Raw genomic sequence first — 18,707 nt, 5'->3', positions numbered from 1 at the left:
GCTCCTGGAGCCCATCGGCAACATCCCGCCGGCCGAAGCCGAGCAACGCTACTACGCCATGCTGGAACAACCGGCCATGGCGGCATAACTTAAACCAAATGGCCTCCGGCAAACCCGGGGCAGTTCAGGTCCGCTGGAACAGAAAGCGTTTGCGGCCACCGGTTGAGGTGCATAGGCGTGCTTGGTGTGACAGGCTTCGCGTCGAGCCAAGCGCAGAGACTCTGATGTGACCTGAACCAAGCGGCAGGACCGCTCGCTCCTATGCATAGGTGAAGTTCGCTCAACCACAGCGACGACGAAGATTTGAGCGTTCCGTCGATGACGCGGAAGGTTATCGGCATGGTGTAGTCCGCACGTTACTGCAGGCGAAGGCGCAGACCGGATGAACAAGGCGGTCAGGCGAAGAACAGAGCGAATGCATGCAACCGCCGGCAACCGTCACGTTTGCGCCGGGATCCTTCTAGTTTGTCTGCTGCAAATCAACCTCTACAAACTTGCTCTCAGAGGCAGCATCATCAGATGAATGGCACCGCAATGCATAACGAACGACAACCCTCTTCCCGACACTGCCCATTCACAGTGTTCGCAAGCAAGTAAGCGACAGTCATAGGTCCGACACCTCCTAGCACCGGCGTTATGTAGCTCGCGCGCTCGCTTCGGCAAGCGCCACATCTCCGACGAGTTTGGCAGTGCTGGTCGAATCGATTGTACGATTGATGCCGACGCCGATGACAATCGGGCCTGGCTTGAGCCATTCTCCACGGACCAGCCCCGCGCAACTGGGCGCAGCGACTACAATGTCGGCGTCTCGACAGAGGTCCGGCAGGTCTCGCGTCTGAAGCTGCGCACCTGTCACGGTACATCGGGCATCGCCGAGCAGAAGTGCCACAGGTTTTCCGACGACGTTTGAAGGACCAATGTCAACAATGTCTGGCCCATTCAAGTCGCTCACAACAGTCTTGAGATGGCCCCCCAGCGGAGTACAAGGGGCAAGAGCTGGTCGACCAGCTGCCAATCTTCCAACATTGTAGGGGTGAAACCCGTCCACAATCCTTAGCCGGATTGATGGCCTCCAGCACACGCCAACGGTTGATGTGCCCGGGCAGCAGAAGGTGAACGAGGATTCCATCGATCGAATGGTCAATCTTAAGCTCCTCGATCAGCCTTAGCAACTCGGCTTGACTAACATTGTCCGGCAACAGGAATTGTCGAGATATGAATCCCACGGCCTGCGCATGTCTGGCTTTAGTCTTCACGTAAGACGAGCTGGCCGGATCCTCGCCGGCTAACACCATGGCTAGGCCAGGGGTAACATTGTATTTGGCTTGGAGCAGCGCCCCGTCGCGCGCGATGCGAGTGCGCAAAGCCTCGGCGATTGCTTCCCACCAATTCGAATAGCATTTATGATTAACTTTTCGGCGCGTCTTCATCTCGGTCGGGAGCACGGGCCCTCCACTGCGTCGCCTTGATGAGCTTGAGTGTCTGGCGCGAGAGCGAGTACAAGCACTATACCTAGGCACCCGCGTCGAATGCGTTGCTAAGACAAGGGCCGACCAGTTCGCGCTCTCGACCACTGCAAACTGCTTCCAGCTTTAAGAGATCGCCGATTCTTTCGCGAGTTCGTCCATTACTTGCTTGGTCGCGCGGTACGCCAGATCAATAATCTGATCTATCTCGGCTTCGGAGACAATGAGGGGCGGGGCAAAACCAAGAATGTCTCCATGCGGCATTGCTCGTACGATAAGTCCCCGATCACGGGCAGCTTTCGAGATGCGGGCGCCCACTTTGAGTTGCGATTCGAATCGTCGCTTCGTGTGGCGATCCGCAACGAACTCAATAGCGCCGAGTAACCCGACTCCTCGCACTTCGCCGACAATCTCCAGCTGCGCAAACTGTTCCTTAAGCCGTCGATTGAAGATCGAGCCGAGAATTCTGGCGCGCTCGCTTAATTGCTCCTGCTCGAAGATATCGAGAACTGCGTTGGCTGCAGCGGCTGCAATCGGGTGCCCGGAATAGGTATATCCGTGCGAAAATGCCCCGACTCGATCGGCTGCTTCTTCCATAACCGCGTAAACCCTCTCGCCGATGATGGCAGCCGATAGCGGCACGTAGCCTGACGTCAAGCCTTTGGCGACGGTCACCAGGTCAGGCTCAATCCCGTAAAGCATACTTCCGAAGTCAGCTCCGGTTCGACCGAATCCACAGATCACCTCATCGGCGATAAGAAGAACGTCGTACCGCCTGAGCACGGCTTGAATTTCACGCCAGTAGCCAGCAGGAGGGGGTGTAATACCCCCCGTACCCAACACCGGTTCAGCAATGAAGGCACCGATTGTCTCGGGCCCCTCTCGTACGATTAACTGTTCAAGTTCGGCCGCACGGCGGCAAGAAAAGGCCTCTTCCGTTTCACCTGGCTCAGCGCCCCAATAGTGATGTGGTGCACCTGTATGCAGAATGCCCGGGAAGGGAAGATCCATGTGATCGTGGTAAAACGACATACCGGTCATCGAACCGGAAACTACGGAACAGCCGTGATAGCCGCGCTCACGCGAGATAATCTTCTTCTTCTTAGGCTGGCCACGGAGATTGTTATAGTACCAGACGAGCTTTGCTTGGGTTTCGTTGGCGTCCGATCCGGACAGTCCGAAGAACACTTTGCTTGGCCTGCCGGGCGCCATCCGTATCAGACGATCCGAGAGGGTCGCCAGTTCCTCGGTCGTGTGGGCCGCATAAGTGTGGTAGTATGCGAGCTTGAAAGCCTGTCGCGCAATGGCCTCGGCCACCTCGGTGCGACCGTAGCCGATATTTACACAATAGAGACCAGCAAAGCCGTCGATGTAGCTGCGCCCCTCCGCGTCATTGATACAAATGCCTTTGCCTCCAGTAATGATTGTGGGATCACCGATCTTACCACTGGCAAAATCCTTGAGCTGAGTAAAGGGATGCAGAACGCTCGCGCGATCTCGTTCCGCGATAGCCTTGGTATTAATCATGCCTGTTCTCCTACGCCCCCAAATCGCCGAAGCAGACGTACTTCAATTCCATGTATTCCGCTAAGCCGTGTCGCGAGCCCTCGCGACCAAGGCCGGATTGCTTCCAGCCCCCGAATGGAATAGGGGGTCCTGTGAATGATGCTGTATTGATACCAAGCATGCCGCAGTCGATTTGCTCAGACAGTCGGAGCGCTCTACTTAGGTTCTCCGTGTAGATATATCCCGCTAGTCCCATCTCGTTAGCATTGGCTCTTGCGACAACTTCTTCTTCAGAATCAAACGGAAGGACGGCAGCCACCGGCCCAAACGTTTCCTCACGCGCAATTAGCATATCTTCAGTGACATCACTGAGCAGCGTCGGAGGAACGAAGTTTGGACAAAATCTGGCGGCGTGATTGGTACAAAAAGCTCGAGCTCCCTTTTTCAACGCATCATCGATGTGGGCCCTGCACTTGTTGGCGACGGACAACTTCGTCATTGGGCCAATATCCGTTTCAGGTTGCAGACCGTGACCAACCTTCAGTCGGGCCGTTGCCGCAGCAAATGCTTCGACAAAGGAGCTATAGACGCCTCTTTGCACGTAGATCCGGTTGGCGGCCAAGCAATCCTGGCCCGAGGTAGCAAACTTTGCGGCCATCGCCCCTTTCACTGCCTTACCAAGGTCCACATCATCAAAGACGAGGAAAGGGGCGTGTCCTCCGAGTTCGAGCGACACCTTCTTTACTGTGGCGGCCGCCCCTTCCAAAAGCAGACGCCCTACTTCGGTAGAACCGGTAAACGAAAGAGCTCGTACTTCTGAGTCGCGCAACATAGGCGCCGAAAGCTCGACAGAGTCCCCAACCACCACCTGAAACACGCCGCGCGGAATGCCAGCTTCTTCAGCCAATCTAGCCAAGGCAAGAGCAGAGAGTGGCGTCTCGGGAGCAGGCTTCACAATTATCGGGCAACCAGCTGCAAGAGCCGCTCCCGCCTTCCGCGTAATCATAGCGACAGGAAAATTCCAAGGAGTAATTGCAGCCGTGACACCAACTGGCTGCATTCGGACTTGAAGCAGACTACCAAGTCTGTGGCTGGGAATCGTCTCTCCGTACGCGCGCTCCCCCTCCGCAGCGAACCAATCGAGAAATGCTGCACCATACGCAATTTCATGCCGCGCCTCAGCGACCGGCTTGCCCTGCTCGCTGGTCACTAGGATGGCGAGCTCCTCCGAATGCTTGAGCATCAATGATGCCCAAGACCTAAGAATTGTGCCGCGCCTCGCCGGCAATAGTTCTCGCCATGCAGCAAACGATTGTTTAGCCGCTGAGATCGCTAGATCCATATGCGCAGCACGGCAACGCGCAACGTTGGCAATCTCTTCCCCAGTAGCTGGATCGACAACCGCGTCTCGTTCCTCGCTCGCAATCCACAGACCGTCGATGAATGCGCTCCCTTCCATAAAGTCGCGACGGCGCAGCTTTTGCAAATGCTTGACAGCAAGACCAGTCAAGGGCGGACTCTTGTGCCGTGTTTGAAGGGCCATTTGAAAGTCTCGAGCGCTCATTTGTTGAAATTCCTAAGCAACTACGATACTGACATTGCAAACATATTTGCGTCGCGTTTTTCGGCCTTCGGACGATTTCCTGCAAGCCACGGGTATTCTGCGACGAAATACGCCTCGAGGTTGGAGTTCGCTATGCAATACGACCGAATAGACGCGCGTATCCTTGAAATCGTGCAAAAGAACAACCGCCTGACTTCGGAGATGGTCGGCGAGTTGGCGGGGCTTTCTGCTACCGCGTGCCAACGGCGCCTAAAGAGGCTTCGTTCGAAAGGCATCGTCGAGGCCGATGTCTCGATCGTTTCGGCGAAGGCGGTAGGACGACCTATTCAAATGCTTGTGCTAGTGAGTCTCGAGCGGGAGCGCTCAGACATAATTGACAGGTTCAAAAAGGCGATCAAGGCGTCAGCCGAAATCGTCAATGGATTTTACGTCACGGGGGACGCCGACTTTGTCCTGTACATTACGGCGCGTACGATGGAAGATTATGAGCACTTCACCCGGCGCTTCTTCTATGAGAACTCTGTTATTAAGGGCTTTACGACGATGGTCATAATGGACCGCGTAAAGGCCGGCTTTGCCGTTCCAATCGAAGATCCCTCTGAGGATTGATCCGGGTCTCGCCCCCGGGGATCTATGCGTTTCTGGTATTTTCACGCTTACTCGCATTTGCCAAACCAACATCATAACTTCCTCTGTTCTTCGCTGCTTTCGACGTGCGTGGATTAATGACTTCGGTCTATAGCTGGACGTCCTAGATCGAGCACCGTAAACAAGCGGGCTCATTGCGGGCTGCGGACAGCACTTGTCTCGACCAAGATGTCGCCGTAGTCTAGAAATAGCCAACTGGGGCGAGCGGCCGACCGTCGATAAGGCGCATATGTCTGTACGCAACCGGATTGACTAGGGTTGCGTCGCCCGTCACGATGTCTGCTGCAAGCATGCCAGCAGCGGGACCAATGCCGAAGCCGTGGCCGCTGAAACCTGTCGCCAGAAAGAAGCCCGGCAGAGCGTCCACGGAAGAGATCACCGGAATAGTGTCGGGCGTGCAATCGATCGTACCGCCCCAGGCTTCCGCGATCTCGATGTCCTTCAACTCGGGATTCGATTTGATCAGGGAAGCGAGTGCCGATTTGACGAGCGACATGTCCGGCGCCGGGTCACGTATGCGTTCAGCTTCGAATGGCGAAGGTCGATCGAAGCTCCAGCTCGTTCCACGCATGGATTGAGCGAAGAACGACCGTCCGAACGACAGCTTCACCTCCTTCCGACGGCGCTGGTAGGTCGGCCAGAACGCCCACGCATAACGAAAGAGATCGGGTGACAGGTCTACCGTGCCGCGGTTGCGCAGCGCGAGTGTGAATCCGCCATCGAGGCGGCGGCGAATGCAATATGACTCCGTACCGAGGGCACCAGACGAGATTTCCGGTGCTGGTGTTGTGCGACATGCAGTTGCGTTGACGAGATCGATTGGCAGCTCGATGCCGTGGCGCCGACAGAACAGTGATGACCACATCCCCCCCGGCGAGCAGCACGGATTGCGCGTGAATGGTGCCCTTCTCGGTCACTACAGCACTCACCCGTCCTCCTTGGGTCTCGAGCCCGCGCGCGGCGCATCCTTGATGGATGGTCACGCCGTGCTTACGCGCAGCCGCTGCAAGCGCCGGCACGGCCATTGAAGGCTAGGCGTGTCCGTCGCTCGGCGTGTGCAGGCCGCCGACCCAGCCGCCAACGTTACCGGGCGCGCGCGTGGCGATCTCGGCGGGCGTCAAAACCGACAAGTGGACCTGCTGTTCGCGCGCAATCTCAGTCCATTTCTCCCAGCTAGCCAATTCGTCCGGATTCTTGGTCAGAAACAAGACTCCCGTACGTCGAAAGCCGGTGTCGACACCGGCGTCCACCTGCATGTCCTCCCAAAGGCGCAAAGCCTCGCGGGCAAGCGGAATTTGGTCGCGTGCGCGACCTTTTTGTCGGCACCAGCCCAGTTGCGGCTCGACTGCTCCGCTCCGACATGGCCTTTCTCGACCAGTGCGACAGAATGCCCCCTCTTTGCCAAATGATAGGCTGCCGAGATACCGCTGACGCCGCCGCCGATGATAGCAATATCAACCTGCACTGGCAGGCGCTCGTCGCTTGTATGCTGTTGAGCGGCGGGGACATGAGGCACTCCTGGCCAATAAAGTATCCGAGCGTCGCGCAGCACGTGGCCGAGGACGCTGTAAACGTCGGTTATTGCCTTAGTCGAGGATCAAGCGCGTCTCGAAGGCCGTCACCGATGAAATTGACCGACAAAACGGTCAGCGAGATCGCCAGACCCGGCCAGACCACCCGCGATGGGCTGATTGTCATGAAATTGGCGCCGTCGTAAAGCAGCCGTCCCCAGGTCGGGAAATCCGGCGGGAAGCCTAGACCGAGGAACGATAGCGCCGACTCCGTCATGATCGCCGAGGCGACGCCGAGCGTCGCCGAAACCATGATGGGCGAGAGCACATTAGGCAGGATATGGCGGAGCATGATGCGGTAATCGCGCGTCCCGAAGCTCTTGGCAGCCACGACGAACTCGCGCCCCTTGATCGCCAAGACCTCTCCACGGACCACGCGGGCGGTCTGCATCCAGCTGGTGATGCCGATGACGCAGACGATCAGAAGAAAGATACCCATCGAGGGGCCGAAGAGGCCGCGCAACGCGTCGCGAAACAGCATGATGGCGACGAGCAAGAGAGGCAGGAGCGGCAGGGCCAAAAACAGGTCGGTGAAGCGCATCAGCGGCCCGTCGAGACGACGAAAATAGCCGGCGAGCAAGCCGATCGTAGTGCCGAGCACGATTGAGATCAGCATGGCAACAACGCCGACTGACAGCGACACCCGTCCGCCCGCTATAACTTGGGCGAGCGTGTCGCGCCCGAGATTGTCGGTGCCGAGCGGATGCAAGAGGCTCATGGCTTTGTTGGCGTTACGGATATCGAGCAGCTGCGGACTTACGGTCCAGATATACGGCCCGACTAACACGATCACCACAAGCGCGGCAAGAACGCCGACACCGGCCAGCGCGCCCAGGTGGCGGCAGAACTGGTGCCAAACGTCTGCCCATAGAGATATGGGGGCGCGGTCGGCTTCTGCTGAGAGAGAATTCGTCAGCGGCTTAGTGGCGAAGTCTAGTTCAGTCATACCGAATCCGCGGATCGAGAAGGCCGTAAAGCAAGTCGGCGATCAGGTTGAAGAGAACGATCAGCACGGCGAAGATGAAGTTCAGGGTCTGCACCAGCGGCATGTCTGCGCTCTGAATACCGTTGATCAGCAATTGGCCGAGGCCGTTGACGCGAAAGATCTGCTCGGTGATGATCGCACCGGCAAAAATCTGGGGCACGCCAAGCGCGATCACTGTCACCACCGGAATGAGGCTGTTTCTGAAGACGTGGACGAACACGACGACGCTCTCCTTCATGCCCTTTGCCCTGGCGGTTCGCACGTAGTCCTGCTGCAGGTTGTCTAGCATCGAGGCGCGCATGAAGCGGCTGATCTGGGCGGCGTTGTAGAGGCCGAGCACCGCCACGGGCATGGCCATCTGCTTGAGCTGCTGGACGAAGCTGGCCCAATTCGTCACCTGCAGCGAAGTGTCATAGACTGATGGAAACCAATGCAGGTTTACGGAGAAGATTATGATAAACAGCAGGCCCGTGAAGAAGGTTGGCACAGAAAAACCAATCATCGAGATGAGTGTACCGATCTGATCGAACCAGGAGTATTTCTTGTAGGCAGAGATAATGCCGATGGGCAGCGCGATGACGACGCCGACAAGATAGGAGAAGCCGACGACCTTCAGAGTCTGCGGCAGCCGTTCGGCGATGAGGTCGACGATGGGGCTACGGGTTGACCACGAGGTGATCCGCAGACGGGTTGAAGGATCACCCACATCAATTCCGAATGACGCATGCAGGATGTTGAGCGGCTCGTTGACGAAGAATTGGAAAAGCCACTTCATGTAGCGGATTGGGAACGGCTCGCCGAGACCGAGTGACAGCTTGATTTGTTCGCGGACTTCGGGCGGGATGGTCAGCGGCAGTTGGCTGGTCGGATCGTTTGGCGCGAGCGTCAGAAGCGAGAAAATGACGAAGCTGATAACTAGCAGCGTCGGTATCGCGATCAGTATGCGCCGGATGGTGTAGTTAAACATGCTTGCGCCTTTGATAGTCCCGATCCGCAGGGTCCCCTCGGGGGCTCGTATGCCCCGAAGGGATGATACCGAAGCCCCTATTTGGTACGGTACCAATCGGCAATGTTCCACATTTCGGAATCCCAGGCGTTCATCTTGTCGCCACCGATGCTGTTGGCGATGCCTGAAGCCTTGCCGACGTGGACCAATGGGATGATGACGCCGTCTGCGATCAGCATGTCGTTCATCATTTTAGCTATGTTAGCGCGCTTGTCGGGTTCAGCGGCCTGACCGAGTTCTCCGGCGAGAGCGTCGTAGTTCTTGTTGCAGTATCGCGAGCCGTTGGGGCCGATCCAATTGTTGCTGGGCTGCGGAATTTTTCCACAAGTCCAGCTGGCCAAATAGACCTCTGGATCGATGCCACTCATGCTGTTGGCTAGCATCTCCAGGTCGGCCATGAACTTTTGATAAGTATCCGGACTCGACGGATCGCTGCCGAAGAACACCGACGCGTTAATATTGCGGAGTTCGACAGAGACGCCGATTTGCTGCCACATCTGCTTCAAAAGTGCTTGGGTACCCTGGCGCACCGAGTTGGTTGTGGTCTGGAAAAGAATTTGGGCCCTGACACCCTCCCTCACGCGTACGCCGTCAGCTCCTTTCATCCAACCCGCGTCGTCCAAGATTTTGTTGGCCTTGTCGATGTTCGGCGTTTTGCACCAGTCATTGGTAGTCGAGGCGATGGCTTCTGGTGCGGGAACCACATTGCAGGTCACCTTGCCTGTACTGCCGTAGCCGGCATCGACGATGACCTGACGATCGGTCGCCAACGACAGGGCCGTTCGCATCGCCGAGTCGGAAAGGACGGGGTTGGGATTCTTGCCGTCCATGTAGACCGAGCGCTTGTCGGCACCAAGCGACGGGTCGGCATTGGTGAAGTTGGTCTCAATGCGCTCGACGCCGGTGCCAAAAGCGACGTTGAGCTTACCCTTTCCCGCCGCTTGCATCTGCTTTAGGATATCGGGCTCGACCTGGAGGTTCCAGCCATAGTCGAATTCCCCGGTCTCAAGCACCGCACGCGCCGCTGAGGCTGCGTCGCCGCCGCCCTTGAAAAGGGCGCTGGCGAAGGCTGGCTTGTTGGGCTCGCGATAATAGCCGTTGGCGACGAACCGGATCCGGTCGTTGGCTTTAAAATCGACGACCTTGAACGGCCCGGTGCCAATAGGACCAAAATTCGCGGTCGTGCAATGTGGGGCTTTGGCGCCCGTGCAATCCTTGAACTGGGCCTTCTGAAGCACTGGCACCTGCGAGCCAACAAACGGCCCATAAGGCGAGGCCTTTGCAACCTTGAAGCTGATCTTCACGGTCAGGGGATCGAGGGCCTCGACCGTTGTGACGTCCTGAAAATTTTTCAAGAAGTTGCAGCCGCTAGCGAGGTTCATGCAGTAGTCGGCGGTGAAGACCACATCGTCGGCAGTAAACGGCGAACCGTCTGAAAACATGATGCCGGGCTTCAACTTCCAGGTGATCGACATCAGATCCTTCGAAATACCATTGTTGCCCAATGTCGGCACTTCGGCCGCTAGAGTCGGCACGATCTTGCCGTTCTCATCGTAGTGGGCCAGAGGCTCGATCACGAGGGAAGAGGCGTCGACATCCTTGATGCCGCCCGAAAGGTACGGGTTGAGGATCGAAGGGGCCTGCCAGTAAAGAAGCTTTAGTTCGCCATCGCTTCCGCGACCGGCAATTGCAGGCGATATGGTCAGCGCGACCAAAGTCGCGGCGCCCAATATGGCTTTTTGACTTAGCATGTCATTCTTAGTCAGCATTGTCATTTGCTCCCCTCGGTTGAACTTCCATCGCACTGGTTTTCCCCCTTTGCTTGCCTCCGGAACCGTCGCCGCGGAAAGCGCCCGCCGCCAATTTGGCCTGCCCCGCGGAGCATGACGACGACTGGTCCTGTGCCTCCCACGCTCCGCCCCGCGTTGCTCCTTAGCTGAAGCGTAGCGGATTGAACGGGTATCGCGCCCATTGAGCGTCATTCGATACGATGACAGGCGACATACCGGTCGCCGGCCACTTTGCGCCAATCGGGCGGCTCCACCGTGCAGCGCTCCATGGCGATCGGACAGCGCGTGCAGAAGCGGCAACCAGGAGGTGGATTGGCGGGACTCGGCACATCGCCAACTAGAATCACTCGCTCGCGCTGGCGCTCGATCTGTGGATTGGCAATGGGCACCGCGGAAAGAAGGGCTTGTGTATACGGGTGGAGCGGCTGCTGGTAGAGCGCTGGGCGCGGCGCCATCTCGACCATCTTGCCGAGGTACATCACAGCGACATGGTCCGCCAGATGAGCAACCATCGCCAAATCATGGCTAATGAAAAGATAGGTGAGGCCCAGCCGATCCTGGAGATCTTCGAGAAGGTTGACGACCTGAGCTTGGATCGAGACGTCGAGCGCAGCGATCGGTTCATCGCAGACGATGAAATCGGGATTGAGCGCGAGGGCGCGCGCGATGCCGATACGCTGGCGCTGGCCGCCGGAGAATTCGTGCGGATAGCGGTCGGCGAATCCCGGGTTGAGGCCAACGGCATTGAGCAGTTCCCGCACGCGTTCGTGCTTCTCCTTCCCCCTTATCGTGCCCTGTTCGTCCAGCGGCTCGGCGACTATTGCCCCCACCGTCATGCGAGGGTTGAGGCAAGCCTGCGGATCTTGGAAAATCATCTGCATGCGCGGCCGCATACGCCGCAGCTCCTCACCTTTCACGCGCGTGATGTCGATCCCGTCGAACACCACGCGCCCAGCCGTCGGCTCGCAAAGCCGGAGAATGGAGCGTCCAGCCGTCGACTTGCCGCAGCCCGATTCCCCGACCAGACCGAGCGTCTTGCCCCTCGCAACATCGAAGCTGAGATTGTCGACCGCCGAGATGGTGCCGACCTGGCGGCGCAGGATCCCCTTGAAGATCGGAAAACGCACCGAAAGAGCATCAACCTTCAGGAGCGTGTCCGTGCGCTTGGAGGGGACCGCGGCATCAGTAGCGGAAGCTTCACGCATCATGGCGCGGCTGCCCCTTCTCAATGTCCCACCAGCACGCGACGTCGTGCCCAGCTTCGATCGCGACCAAGGCAGGGTTTTCCGCATGGCAGCGGGGAAAAGCGTTGGGGCAGCGAGGCGCGAACGGGCAAGCGGACGGATAAGCAGTTAGGAGTGCCGGCTGACCACCAATGCTGCGCAGCCGCTCCTCGCCGTCACGGCCGAGCGCCGGCAGTGTGCCAAGGAGAGCCTTGCTGTAAGGGTGCAGAGGACGCTCGAACAGGACCTGGACCGGAGCATGCTCGACGACGAAGCCGCCGTACATCACCAGGACGCGGTCGGCGATGCCGGCGACAACGCCGAGGTCGTGGGTGATCCAGATGGTCGCCATGCCAATTTCGTTGCGCAGCCTGCGAATGAGATCGAGAATCTGAGCCTGGATGGTAACGTCGAGCGCTGTGGTCGGCTCGTCCGCTATCAGCACCTTGGGGTCGCAGCCGAGCGCCATGGCGATCATGACGCGCTGACGCATGCCGCCGGAAAACTGGTGCGGAAAGTCATTCATTCGCAGAGCCGGCGACGGGATGCCGACTATTCGCAAGAGCTCGACAGAGCGGTCGAACGCCTGCTTCTTTGATAGGCCGAGATGGGCGCGCAGCGGCTCGATGAGCTGGAACCCTATAGTAAATACCGGGTTCAGCGAGGTCATAGGATCCTGGAAGATGAAACCGACCTCGCGGCCGCGAACCTTGCGCATCTCGCCGTCGTCAAGCGTCAGGAGATTGCGACCGGCGAGACGGACCGTACCGGAAACAATTTCCGCGGGGGGACTCGGCATGAGCTTCATCAACGACATCATGGTGACACTCTTGCCAGAGCCGCTTTCGCCGACCACGCCGAGCAGTTCGCCGGGCCGAAGTTCGAAGCTAACACCGTTCACGGCGTGGACCGTCGCTCCGCGTGTCCTGAAAACAGTCCGCAGGTCGGACACCTGCAGGACCGGGCTGTCATTGGTTGCGCGCAATCTCGGCTCCACAAAAACTCTCCTTTCCGTCGGCCCGATCTGCAGGCTGTATGCGCCAAGCCCATCCGATTGCGCGATATTTGCGGCACATCAAGATCAACTGGCTGTAAAAAACGAATTTTCGGACTTACTCGGGTGGCATGGCCCGCTCGGCGATCTTCGCCCAGTAGGAGCAGCCGAAGGGGATTGCTTCATCGTTGAAATCGAATTCTGGATGGTGCGCGCCCGCCGTGTCGCCATTCCCGAGAAAGATGAAAGCGCCGGGTCGGGCGTTCAGCATGTATGAGAAGTCCTCGCTACCGAGCAGCTGCCGAAAGTTGCGATTAACGCGATCTGGGCCTACCACCTCGGCAGCAACATTCGCAGCGAATGAGGTCTCAGCTTCCGTGTTACGTGTGATCGGATAGCCACGCTGATAGTTGAGAACTGCCCTCGCGCCAAACGCCTTGGCCGTATGATCCACAATGCGGTTCATCTGCTCCTCGATCAAGTCCTGTACCCCAGCATCAAGCGTGCGTACGGTGCCCTTCATTTGGAGTGTCTGGGGGATGACGTTGAACGCATCGCCGTCGGTATGAAACGAGGTCACTGAGACGACAGCCGATTGGATTGGAGCGACGGCGCGCGACACGATTAACTGGAGCGCGTTAACTATTTGTGTTCCGATGAGCGTGGTGTCGATGCAAGTGTGGGGCAGCGCGGCATGCCCCCCGAGTCCTTCGATGTCGATAGTGAACGGGTCAGACGCCGCCATAAACGAACCGGGACGGATGACGAACTCGCCGATCGGCACGCCGGGATAGTTGTGCATGCCGTAGACCTGCTGGATGCCGAAGCGCTCCATCATGCCGTCGTTGACCATTTCGCGCCCGCCTCCGCCAAGCTCCTCAGCCGGCTGGAAGATGACGATCGCCGTGCCATTGAAGTTGCGCGTCTCAGACAAATATTTGGCAGCGCCAAGGAGCATTGCGGTATGGCCATCGTGGCCGCAGGCATGCATTCTTCCTTCGATCTTGGAAGCATACGGCAAGCCGGTCGCCTCCACTATGGGGAGCGCATCCATGTCGGCGCGCATGGCGACAACGCGCCCCGAGTGCGTCTGCCTGCCCTTGATGACGCCAACCACGCCTGTCTTGCCGATGCCGGTAACGACCTCGTCAACGCCGAACCGCCTCAGCTTCTCGGCCACTATCTCAGCGGTCCGGTGAACGTCGAATTCGAGCTCGGGATTAGCGTGGAAATCGCGGCGCCATTCTGTTATGTCGGCGTGGAGGTCTGCAAACCTATTCACGATGGGCATATTCGTCTTCTTCCCCTCTTTGCTTGCGGCAAGCCCTGATGCCGTCATCGTGCTTTAGCAAGGCGCTTTGTGATGGCTGAGGATGCGGCAGCGACAAACATCCTCACCAGTGTTGCGTTGGTAATTTTCAATCTGCCGCAACAATGTCCCTATTCCGAAAACTCACCTCGGTACAGCTAGAGGGTCAGCTGCCTTCGCGCATCGGCGCCGCGCACCAGGACTCTCACCTTGTCCGACCTGCTCGCGCCACACCACCAGCGGCGATAGATCCAACGCGCGATTAGGGTTGGGCGCGCACTTGCCTGCATAAGGCGTCTGCGGTTTACCGAATGGCTTATTGTTGCCCCCTGCGTTTTTGATGCGTTGCCTTGGTCAGCCGAAAGTTCGATCTCGGCAAACACTATCAGCTCCTACAGCTGAATTTCCCCAATCTATGCCCCCTTAGGGCCGCATTTCTGCGCGCGATTGGAGAACGTGAAGCTTTCATGTTGTTCGACTTCGAGACAGCAAGGCACGCGGCGATGTGAGCTTTGGAAACATTGAGTGGCGTGCAAAATGAACGTTTCGGCACGATTCCAGTTCTTCGCAAACGAGCAAGCATCGTTTTCACTTAGCAGACGGTGATCGGCGCTATTGGACCAGAGCGATCCCATCGGCTCCTCTGTCGGGCGCAACGACTCCGTTCTGCAATGGCTTTACCTACGAGATACTGGAGCCAATATGAGGGACGGTCCTCGAGTTTGAACAACGGGTCTCGTATCATGATGCACGCATCATGCGCCGTCCGGCGACGCGGCCGGCTACCAAACATTTGATAACTTCACGAACTGCTGCCGTTTCAACCGATGATTGTCGCGGTCGCGTCAGGATTGGTCACCAGCAGAAATTATTGGCAACGTGAAGCCTACCTTCACTCGATTCAAAACGACCATAGTTTCAAAGCGCTTTATGTCGGGATTTTCGTGTGCAAGGCGGCGGGTAAAGCGATCGTATTCTTCCATATTATTTGCTGTGACCAATAGGACGAAGTCGGTCTGGCCGGTAACATAAAATCCGCTCATCACCTCAGTCATTTTGCAAATTGCCCGCTTGAAGCGATCTACGACGTCAGCCCGATCGCTCTCGAAGGAAATGAGGATTAGCACGGTCACGTTTCGCCCGACCGATTTGGGACAAATGATTGAAACGTCTGCTTCTATCACTCCTTCCGATCGTAGGCGCTTCAATCGACGCTGCACTCCGGACGCAGACAAACCGACCTTCGCGCCGAGTTCCTCACTGCTTAGGCGATTGTTGCGTTGAACGAGATCAAGAAGGCGAACATCGATTCTGTCGAGTGCCATGGCTGCGCTGCCGTCAATAGGAGAGGTCAAGAATTCGATAATCGCATGAGTAGCCCACAATGGGCGCGTTCGCACGGTGCCCTTGTGAAAAACGTACGAAGCGGCGAGGACTGCAACCCGAATGAACCGCAAACCTGTCCTGCCGGGACCTTGATGACGGCGCGACTACCAAAATGCGCGAGCTGCGGCACACGAGAAACTGAGGTGCTCCTGCCTAGCATGCGATCGCGCCATAAGTGGACCTAGGATTTCCAAAATTCCTGCTGCTATCCTGAACGCAGGTACGGCTTCACCCAACAGGCATCGGCATGCACTCGGTTGTACCTGAACAAGGCCTAGATCTCAGCGGGTTCCCACCGACTCTTAAATGGACCCGATCGCACACCGCCCGAGAGATAGCTCAGTCGACGCTTTGTTGTGATGAGCTTAAGACGCCTGCTACCAAGCTTAGTCGATCCAGCCAGTATAGGTAGCAAGCCCTCGTTTCCTGATTTGGCTGCCGATCACCACTCGCTGGATTTCCGACGACCCCTCCCAAATCCTGTCAACGCGAACATCGCGATAGAGCCGCTCGACCGGGTTCTCTCGCATGTAACCGCGGCCGCCTAGGATTTGCAGCGCTTTATCGATGACGCGTCCTGCCATCTCGCTCGCCTGTAGCTTGACTGCGCTTGCGTGGGCGTGAGCTAGCTTTCGGTCAGACCGTTGCGATGCCTGCCATGCTACGCGATAGACCAACGATTTTGCTGACATGATTTCTACCGCCATGTCCGCGAGCATGAACTCGATCGCCTGAAAGTCGCGAATCAATCTACCAAATTGGACGCGTTCCGCCGCATAGGCGTTCGCGATCTCGGTAGCTCTTGTTGCCGCGCCGACACAATGGGCTGCGATCTTGAGACGGGTCTCGACAAACCAATCCTTCGTTAGGTCGAGACCGCCGCCGATAGTACCAAGAATGTCCTCATCCCCCAGCTCCACCTCCTCAAACACGAACTCAGGATGCTCTGAAATGTAGGTATGCATGAACTTCGGCACGCGTTTGATACGAACTCCCGGCCGATCCTTGTCGACAAGAAACACTGTGGGCTTTGCAGGATCTCCATCGACATGGGCGTGCACCATGATGAAGTCGGCGATATCCCCGTGAGTAACGAACCATTTCTCGCCGGAAAGATAGTACCGGTTTCCACGTCGGACCGCCGTCGTTTTCACCTGCCGAGGGTCGGATCCCGCGTTTGCCTCTGAAATTGCAAAGCAATAGGTGCGCTCGCCGCGGCAACATGGCTCCAGGTAGCGCCGACGCTGCTCGGCGTTACCTTCCTTCAGAGGGATTGCGGGTTGGTATGCCACGCCCCAGATTCCGCCCGTTGCCATCCCGAACTGTTCGTTAACGAGCGCCTGCTCGAACAACGACAAGCCTTGGCCCCCGTGCTCGGACGTATGGTTGATCGCATTGAAGCCCGCCGCGAGCACCTCCCCCTTGAGCCGCGAGAAAATGTCGCTCGGCAACGTGTTATGCTCCTCGATCGACATTTCGTTGGGAAAAAGGTGCTCCCTAGCAAAACAGCCGGCTCTTTCCTGCAGATCGCGCTCGCGAGGTGAAAGTGTCAGATCCATGGTCTCAATCCTCTCCTAGTTTTGCCGTGCGCGAGCTCAAATTGCTGCGCGCCAGATGCTTACCGCCATCAACAAAGAGCACCGTGCCTGTGATGTAATCTCCCGCGGGGGATGCGAGATAAGCGACCGCCTCGGCCACCTCTTCCGGTTCGCCCATGCGCCGAATGGGCAGGCCGTCAATGCCGGCTTCGATCTGCGTCGGATCGTATTGCGCGAGACCGTTGGTCCGGACCGTACCTGGTGCAATTGCATTGACGGTTATGTTGTACGGCGCCCACTCGCGAGCGAGCGTCTCGGTGAGGCTGATGACTCCAGCTCTCGCGGCGGCGCTATGTGCGTAGCCCGGCAAGCCGCCTGAGATAGAAAGCACAATGTTGATAATTCGACCGCGACCACCCACAGCGATAATGTGCCCCGCGAATGCCCGCGAGACGTGCCATGTTCCTGTGAGATTGAGATCGACGACCGCTCGAAATCCGTTCGCCGATATGCGCAGTGCGGCGGCTTCGAACTGCCCGCCAGCGTTGTTCACGAGAATGTCGGGCATGAGCCCGCGCTCAGATAAGCTGTCGAAAGCCGCCTCGACTTTATGCTCCTTGCGGATGTCGACCGTTTGCACATCAACAGCAATCCCTTTCGCGCGGAGACGGTGTGCTGCCGCAGCAAGGCGCTCGGCGCTTCGGGAGAGAATGACCACGGTGGCGCCGAGCTCGCCCAGCTGTTCTGCAATCGCGAATCCAATGCCGCTGCCACCTCCGGTTACTAGGGCAACTCGGCCGGCGAAAAGTTTTGACGCAAATATCTGTCTCATGCTGTATGTCCCCGGCAAACAACGAGAGGACAATCGAAATGATGAACGTGCAAACACGGCGCAACGGTGCTGTTTTTGAGATCGTATTGGATCGACCGAGCGCAAACACGATCGACGGAGCAACTAGCCGAGCGCTTAGCGAAGCGTTCGTTATATTGCGCGACGATCCTTCGTTGCGTGTGGGCATAGTTACCGGTGCCGGCGAGCGCTTCTTCTCGGCTGGCTGGGATCTCAAGTCCGGCGCTGAGGAATCGCCGGACCGCGATTGGGGTCAGGGGGGCTTCGCTGGGCTTACGGAGCTGTTCGATATTGCCAAGCCAGTGATCGCCGCGGTGAATGGCCTCGCCGCCGGCGGCGGTTTCGAACTCATGCTCGCTTGCGATCTCGTCGTAGCAGCTGAGCATGCCGAGTTTCTTCTCCCGGAGGCACGCGTCGGAGTCATCGCCGATGCGGGTGGCGTACTCCGCTTGCCGCGCCGCTTGCCACACGCAATCGCGATGGAGATGTTTCTCACCGGTCGGCGCATGAGCGCGGATGAAGCGCTCGAACGTGGGCTGGTCAACGCCGTCACGCCCGGAGCCGAGGTTCTCACGCATGCCCGTCAACTTGCGGGCATCATCTGCACCTCGGCGCCTCTTGCGATTGCAGCCTACAAGGAGGTGATGCTGAAGACTGAGAACCTGCCTGTGCCCGAAGCGTACCGCGTTATGCGGAGCGACGCGTGCCCGGCCTACCATAGGCTGCGTGCTTCCGAGGATTTCAGGGAGGGACCACGCGCTTTCGCCGAAAAACGGCCGCCGCGCTGGCGGGGACGTTGAGTGACTATGCAAGTTCACCAAGGGGGGCGGCACCGCGCTGCAATGGGCGAAGAGATCCAAGGGAATGGAAT

14 protein-coding genes and 3 pseudogenes are annotated in these 18,707 nt (G+C 58.0%); 2 read left to right on the top strand and 15 right to left on the bottom strand.

Annotated features, from left to right (window positions below; translation table 11 throughout):
• Nucleotides 1-515: 515 nt before the first annotated feature.
• The 3 genes and pseudogenes from QCM77_RS36365 to QCM77_RS36355 form a co-directional block, all read right to left on the bottom strand.
• Nucleotides 516-1,430, bottom strand: a pseudogene (locus tag QCM77_RS36365) (bifunctional 5,10-methylenetetrahydrofolate dehydrogenase/5,10-methenyltetrahydrofolate cyclohydrolase).
• Nucleotides 1,431-1,592: 162 nt separating this feature from the next.
• On the bottom strand, nt 1,593-2,993 hold the full coding sequence (locus QCM77_RS36360) for an aminotransferase (protein ID WP_280096182.1): 1,401 nt from the start codon (nt 2,991-2,993) through the stop codon (nt 1,593-1,595).
• Nucleotides 2,994-3,003: 10 nt separating this feature from the next.
• Nucleotides 3,004-4,482, bottom strand: a complete 1,479-nt coding sequence (locus QCM77_RS36355) for an NAD-dependent succinate-semialdehyde dehydrogenase (protein ID WP_280096181.1) — start codon at nt 4,480-4,482, stop codon at nt 3,004-3,006.
• A gap of 186 nt (nt 4,483-4,668) precedes the next feature.
• On the opposite strand from QCM77_RS36355, the gene QCM77_RS36350 reads away from it, so the two are divergent.
• Nucleotides 4,669-5,145: an Lrp/AsnC family transcriptional regulator gene (locus QCM77_RS36350; protein WP_280096180.1), complete on the top strand. Its 477-nt coding sequence runs from the start codon at nt 4,669-4,671 to the stop codon at nt 5,143-5,145.
• 220 nt (nt 5,146-5,365) lie between these two features.
• Here QCM77_RS36350 and QCM77_RS36345 read toward each other — a convergent pair whose 3' ends face one another.
• The 12 genes and pseudogenes from QCM77_RS36345 to QCM77_RS36290 all read right to left on the bottom strand — a co-directional run bounded on the left by QCM77_RS36345 (nt 5,366) and on the right by QCM77_RS36290 (nt 17,818).
• Nucleotides 5,366-6,049, bottom strand: a complete 684-nt coding sequence (locus tag QCM77_RS36345; protein WP_280096179.1) for an NAD(P)/FAD-dependent oxidoreductase — start codon at nt 6,047-6,049, stop codon at nt 5,366-5,368.
• A 64-nt stretch (nt 6,050-6,113) separates the two neighbouring features.
• Nucleotides 6,114-6,209: pseudogene (locus tag QCM77_RS36340) on the bottom strand (hypothetical protein); the annotation flags it as partial.
• Between the two features lie 6 nt (nt 6,210-6,215).
• Nucleotides 6,216-6,649 (bottom strand): annotated as a pseudogene (locus tag QCM77_RS36335) (NAD(P)/FAD-dependent oxidoreductase).
• A gap of 113 nt (nt 6,650-6,762) precedes the next feature.
• Nucleotides 6,763-7,701, bottom strand: coding sequence for an ABC transporter permease (locus QCM77_RS36330; protein WP_462804377.1), 939 nt, complete (start codon nt 7,699-7,701; stop codon nt 6,763-6,765).
• Nucleotides 7,694-8,707, bottom strand: coding sequence for an ABC transporter permease (locus tag QCM77_RS36325; protein ID WP_280096178.1), 1,014 nt, complete (start codon nt 8,705-8,707; stop codon nt 7,694-7,696). The genes QCM77_RS36330 and QCM77_RS36325 overlap by 8 nt, the downstream gene beginning before the upstream one ends.
• A gap of 77 nt (nt 8,708-8,784) precedes the next feature.
• A complete protein-coding gene (locus QCM77_RS36320; RefSeq protein ID WP_280096177.1) occupies nt 8,785-10,515 on the bottom strand; it encodes a peptide ABC transporter substrate-binding protein in 1,731 nt (576 codons plus the stop codon).
• A gap of 209 nt (nt 10,516-10,724) precedes the next feature.
• Nucleotides 10,725-11,741, bottom strand: coding sequence for an ABC transporter ATP-binding protein (locus QCM77_RS36315; RefSeq protein ID WP_462804378.1), 1,017 nt, complete (start codon nt 11,739-11,741; stop codon nt 10,725-10,727).
• A complete protein-coding gene (locus QCM77_RS36310; RefSeq protein ID WP_280096175.1) occupies nt 11,734-12,744 on the bottom strand; it encodes an ABC transporter ATP-binding protein in 1,011 nt (336 codons plus the stop codon). Before QCM77_RS36310 ends, QCM77_RS36315 begins: the two co-directional genes overlap by 8 nt.
• Nucleotides 12,745-12,871: 127 nt before the next feature.
• On the bottom strand, nt 12,872-14,044 hold the full coding sequence (locus QCM77_RS36305) for a M20 aminoacylase family protein (RefSeq protein WP_280096174.1): 1,173 nt from the start codon (nt 14,042-14,044) through the stop codon (nt 12,872-12,874).
• A gap of 863 nt (nt 14,045-14,907) precedes the next feature.
• Nucleotides 14,908-15,387, bottom strand: coding sequence for an Lrp/AsnC family transcriptional regulator (locus QCM77_RS36300; RefSeq protein WP_280096173.1), 480 nt, complete (start codon nt 15,385-15,387; stop codon nt 14,908-14,910).
• 447 nt (nt 15,388-15,834) lie between these two features.
• Complete coding sequence (locus QCM77_RS36295; protein ID WP_280096172.1) at nt 15,835-17,007, bottom strand: acyl-CoA dehydrogenase family protein; 1,173 nt, start codon at nt 17,005-17,007, stop codon at nt 15,835-15,837.
• A gap of 4 nt (nt 17,008-17,011) precedes the next feature.
• Nucleotides 17,012-17,818, bottom strand: a complete 807-nt coding sequence (locus tag QCM77_RS36290; RefSeq protein WP_280096171.1) for an SDR family oxidoreductase — start codon at nt 17,816-17,818, stop codon at nt 17,012-17,014.
• Between the two features lie 38 nt (nt 17,819-17,856).
• Between QCM77_RS36290 and QCM77_RS36285 the strand changes: the two genes are divergently transcribed.
• Complete coding sequence (locus QCM77_RS36285; protein ID WP_280096170.1) at nt 17,857-18,636, top strand: enoyl-CoA hydratase-related protein; 780 nt, start codon at nt 17,857-17,859, stop codon at nt 18,634-18,636.
• Nucleotides 18,637-18,707 lie beyond the last annotated feature (71 nt).

It is taken from the genome of Bradyrhizobium nivariense, assembly GCF_029846695.2.
In the GTDB taxonomy this organism is placed as follows: domain Bacteria; phylum Pseudomonadota; class Alphaproteobacteria; order Rhizobiales; family Xanthobacteraceae; genus Bradyrhizobium.
The sequence above is the reverse complement of the archived record's forward strand: the minus strand, read 5'-3'. Positions and strand labels throughout refer to the sequence as shown.